We start from the raw sequence: 4289 nt of genomic DNA, 5'->3' as shown, positions 1-4289 counted from the left end.
GGCCGCACGGGTGGCGTGCAGGGCGTCTTCGACGCGGGCCTTCTTCTCCTTCATCTCGACTTCCGTCGCGGCGCCGACCTTGATGACGGCCACGCCGCCGGCCAGCTTGGCCACGCGCTCCTGCAGCTTCTCGCGATCGTAGTCGGAGGAAGTCTCCTCGATCTGCGCCTTGATCTGGCTGATGCGCGACTGGATGCGCTCGGCTTCGCCGGCGCCGTCGATGATCGTGGTGTTTTCCTTGGTGATCACCACGCGCTTGGCGCGGCCCAGGTCGTTGATGGTGGCCTTCTCCAGCTGCAGGCCCACTTCCTCGGAGATCACCTGGCCGTTGGTCAGGATCGCGATGTCCTCGAGGATGGCCTTGCGGCGGTCACCGAAGCCCGGCGCCTTGACGGCGGCGACCTTGACGATGCCGCGGATGGTGTTGACCACCAGCGTGGCCAGCGCCTCGCCCTCGACTTCCTCGGCAACGATCAGCAGCGGCTTGCCGGCCTTGGCGACGGCCTCCAGCACGGGCAGCAGCTCGCGCACGTTGGAGACCTTCTTGTCGTGGATCAGGATGAACGGATCGTCCAGCTCGACCTGCTGGCTCTGCTGGTTGTTGATGAAGTACGGCGACAGGTAGCCGCGGTCGAACTGCATGCCCTCGACGACGTCGAGCTCGTTCTCCAGGCCCGAGCCTTCCTCGACCGTGATCACGCCTTCCTTGCCGACCTTCTTCATCGCGGTGGCAATGATGTCGCCGATGTTGGAATCGGAGTTGGCCGAGATGGTGCCGACCTGGGCGATCGCCTTGTCGTCGGCGGTCGGATTGGAGAGCTTCTTGAGCTCGCCCACGGCCGCGGTCACGGCCTTGTCGATGCCGCGCTTCAGGTCCATCGGGTTCATGCCGGCGGCGACCGCCTTCAGGCCTTCCTGGATGAACGCCTGCGCCAGCACGGTGGCGGTGGTGGTGCCGTCACCGGCGACGTCGGAGGTCTTGGAGGCGGCTTCCTTGACGATCTGCGCGCCGAGGTTCTCGTACTTGTCCGAGAGCTCGATCTCCTTGGCGACGGACACGCCGTCCTTGGTGATCGTCGGGGCGCCGAAGCTCTTCTCGAGCACGACGTTGCGGCCCTTCGGGCCGAGCGTGACCTTGACCGCGTTGGCCAGGGTGTTCACGCCCTTGAGGATGCGCGAGCGGGCGTCTTCGCCGAAGCGGACTTCTTTGGCTGCCATAAAATTTTTCCTTGAAAAATTTTGAAATTAGGTACGGAAAATTCCGCGAAAGGGGGGCAAGAAGGAGCCGAAGGCGTCTGGCGTGCGCGCTCTTTTTCCGCGCTCAGCCAACCGCCAAACGATCAGCCCTCGATCACCGCCACGATGTCGTCTTCCTTCAGGAAGACCAGCTCTTCGCCGTCGATCTTGATTTCCTGGCCGGCGTACTTGCCGAACAGCACGGTGTCGCCTTCCTTCAGGCTCATCGGGCGGACGTTGCCGTCTTCCAGGATGCGGCCGGTGCCGGCGGCGATGACCTTGCCGCGGGTCGGCTTCTCGGTGGCGCTGTCGGGGATGACGATGCCGCCGGCGGAGACGCGCTCCTCTTCCAGGCGCTTGACGATGACGCGATCGTGCAGCGGACGCAGTTTGCTCATGGATGGACTCCAGCAGTTCGGGTTGAAAGCGGGTGAGGATCACCGGTGGGCTGTTAGCACTCGGTGACGATGAGTGCCAATTCTAGCGACGCAGTCCGCCCCTGCAAGGGGGGTGAAGCGCGAATGGCTCTGCAGGTGGGGCGGTACGCGCAGGGTTTCAAGGGACATCCGGCGGATTGGGATGCGATCCTTCGACTCCGGCGCTGCGCGCCTACGCTCGGGACGAACGGCTTTGCTGCCCCACCCCGGACCGCTTTGATTGGCCCACACCCAAAGGCCCGTTCGCGCTGAGCGTAGCCCGCAGGGCGGAGTCGAAGCGCTGGGGCCTCAAGCCCCACGCCCGAATCCCTCGCCCTCCGGGATAGGCTGCCGACAGGCGGGTGAGGGATTCAGGCGGAGCGAGCGATACCGAACCCTCTCCCAACCCCCTCCCGAGGCGAGAGGGGCTACCATGCCGCGCCATGCCCGACCCCGCCCTGCTCTGCTGCTGCACCTGCCCCGACGCCGACAGCGCCCAACGAATCGCCGAAGCGCTGGTGGCCGAGCGCCTGGCCGCCTGTGTGAATCACTTGCCCGGCATCGCCTCGACCTATCGCTGGCAGGGCGAAATCACCACCGACAGCGAGCACCTGCTGCTGATCAAGACCACCACGGCCCGCTTCGAGGCGCTGCGCGAACGCCTGCTGGCGATGCATCCGTACGAGCTGCCCGAACTGATCGCAGTACCCGTCGAGCGCGGGCACGAGGCCTATCTGGCCTGGCTGCAGGATGCGGTGGCCGACCGGACGCACGACTGCTGACAAACCCTGTCAGGGGCAGCGCATCAAGCTGCACCAAACACCTACCTATCCCCGCCAAGCTTTCCCCGATGAAGAAAATCGACTACGCCGTCCTGCTGTCGCTGGGCGCCCTGTGGGGCGGCTCGTTCCTGTTCATGCGCATGGGCGCCGGCGCCTTCGGCGCGCTGCCGCTGGCCGGCCTGCGCGCGATCGGCGCGGCGCTGTGCTTCCTGCCGCTGCTGGCCTCGCGCAAGCGCCTGGCCGAATGGCGCGCGCACTGGCGGCCGATCGCGGTGGTCGGGATGACCAACTCGGCGCTGCCGTTCCTGCTGTTCACCTTCGCCACACGCAGCCTGCCGGCGGGGCTGGCCTCGATCATCGACGGCATGACGCCGATGTTCGCCGCGCTGGTCGGCTGGCTGTGGCTGGGCCAGCGGCTGGACGCCTGGCGCGGGGCCGGCCTGGTAGCCGGTTTCGCGGGCATCGTCTGGCTGGCCGAGGGCAGCCTCGCGCTGGGGCCGGGCGCCGGCCTGGCGCTGCTCGCATGCGTGGCCGCCACCGTGCTGTACGGCTACGTGGTGCACTACACGCACCTGCGCCTGGCCGGCGTGACCCCGCTGGTGGTGACCGTCGGCAGCCACATGGTCGCCGCGCTGGTGCTGCTGCCGACGACGTTGCTGGCCTGGCCGACGCAGCCGCCGCCGCTGCAGGCGTGGCTCGCCGCCGCAGGACTGGCCGTGCTGTGCACCGCGCTGGCCTACGTGCTGTTCTTCTGGGTGCTGGCGCGCGTCGGGGCCGTGCGGATCATGGTGATCCCCTACCTGATCCCGGCCTTCGGCGTGCTGTGGGGCGCGCTGCTGCTGCATGAACCGGTGACCGCCCGCATGCTCGTCGGCTGCGCCGTGATCCTGCTTGGCACGGCGCTCACTACCGGATTGGTCGGCGCCCGTCGCCGGACCCGTCGGCTGGCGGCTGGAGAGGCCTGACTGGCGGCCGATCCACCGCGTCGCGCACGCTGAGCGGCGCACCGGGCGCGGCGATGAAGATCACCAGCAGGCGCGCGGGCTCGCGCTCGCTGGCGTTGGCGCTCACCAGGTGGTGCGCCCCGGGGGGCTCGAACCAGCTTTCGCCGGCCCGATAGACGCGCTCGGGCTCCCCGGCCAGCGCGCTGCGCACGCTGCCGGCGAGCACGTACACGAAGGCGGCGCCCGGATGCCGGTGCGGCCCGGACGCCTGTCCGGGCGCGTAGGCCACGGTGATCGCGGTGAGATGGCGGCCCGGTGCATTGGCCAGTGCGGTATCGAGCAGTTGGCGCTCCGTGGCCGGACTGGCGAGGGCGGCCAGCGGAAGCAGCGCGATCCATGCCCAACCCAGCCTGCTCCTGTACCGGGTGGATGGCGGACTTGGCAGGCAGCCGCGCATCACGGTGCCTTCCCCTGCACCTGCAGCGACGCGAGCGCGGCGGCGAGATCCGCCTGTCCTTCCAGCCGCCGCACGATCCGCCCCTGCGCGTCGGCCAACAGCACGGTCGGGACGTGCATCACGCCGAAACGGCGGAACAGTGCGCCGTCGGCATCCAGCGCCAGCGGCACGGGAACGCCATAGCGCTTGCGCCATGCCGCCAGATCGTCGCGGTTGGTCCACAGCCCCGAGGCGATGCCCAGCCAGCGCACGCCCGGCGCGCCGGCCAATGCCGTGACCTGCTCGCGCATCCGGCGGCAGGCGGTGGCGAAGGCAGGGCGGCTGTCGGCCAGATAGCTCTCGCACCAGGGTGAGAGGAACACCAGCACGGTCGGTTGCGCGGCGACCTTGGCACCCATGTGGAACACCGTTCCGTCCAGGGTCGCCACGTCCAGGCTGGGCAGGCGGGGATCAC

Annotated in this window: 6 protein-coding genes; 2 read left to right on the top strand and 4 right to left on the bottom strand. The window is 68.6% G+C overall.

Annotated features, from left to right (window positions below; translation table 11 throughout):
- The coding region (gene groL, locus HOQ08_RS12775; protein ID WP_291195489.1) for a chaperonin GroEL at positions 1-1218 on the bottom strand (1218 nt) is incomplete at its 3' end.
- Between the two features lie 122 nt (positions 1219-1340).
- Positions 1341-1634, bottom strand: a complete 294-nt coding sequence (groES, locus tag HOQ08_RS12770; RefSeq protein ID WP_231321790.1) for a co-chaperone GroES — start codon at positions 1632-1634, stop codon at positions 1341-1343.
- Between the two features lie 461 nt (positions 1635-2095).
- On the opposite strand from groES, the gene cutA reads away from it, so the two are divergent.
- Together cutA and HOQ08_RS12760 are read left to right on the top strand one after the other, a co-directional pair.
- Entirely contained in the window at positions 2096-2434 is a 339-nt protein-coding gene (cutA, locus tag HOQ08_RS12765) for a divalent-cation tolerance protein CutA (protein ID WP_291195483.1), read from the top strand.
- A gap of 68 nt (positions 2435-2502) precedes the next feature.
- Positions 2503-3399: a DMT family transporter gene (locus tag HOQ08_RS12760; RefSeq protein ID WP_291195480.1), complete on the top strand. Its 897-nt coding sequence runs from the start codon at positions 2503-2505 to the stop codon at positions 3397-3399.
- Here the strand turns inward: HOQ08_RS12760 and HOQ08_RS12755 are convergent.
- Positions 3341-3835: a cupin domain-containing protein gene (locus HOQ08_RS12755; RefSeq protein WP_291195477.1), complete on the bottom strand. Its 495-nt coding sequence runs from the start codon at positions 3833-3835 to the stop codon at positions 3341-3343. The genes HOQ08_RS12760 and HOQ08_RS12755 overlap by 59 nt on opposite strands.
- The coding region (locus HOQ08_RS12750; RefSeq protein ID WP_291195472.1) for a TlpA disulfide reductase family protein at positions 3835-4289 on the bottom strand (455 nt) is incomplete at its 5' end. The genes HOQ08_RS12755 and HOQ08_RS12750, both read right to left, overlap by 1 nt.

It is taken from the genome of Frateuria sp., from assembly GCF_013362045.1.
Taxonomy (GTDB): Bacteria; Pseudomonadota; Gammaproteobacteria; order Xanthomonadales; family Rhodanobacteraceae; genus Frateuria_A.
The sequence above is the reverse complement of the archived record's forward strand: the minus strand, read 5'-3'. Positions and strand labels throughout refer to the sequence as shown.

Coding starts and splice junctions, on each gene's coding strand:
- HOQ08_RS12755 (WP_291195477.1), bottom strand. CDS start 3,835: ATGCGCGGCTGCCTGCCAAGTCCGCCATCCACCCGGTACAGGAGCAGG.
- cutA (WP_291195483.1), top strand. CDS start 2,096: ATGCCCGACCCCGCCCTGCTCTGCTGCTGCACCTGCCCCGACGCCGAC.
- groES (WP_231321790.1), bottom strand. CDS start 1,634: ATGAGCAAACTGCGTCCGCTGCACGATCGCGTCATCGTCAAGCGCCTG.
- HOQ08_RS12760 (WP_291195480.1), top strand. CDS start 2,503: ATGAAGAAAATCGACTACGCCGTCCTGCTGTCGCTGGGCGCCCTGTGG.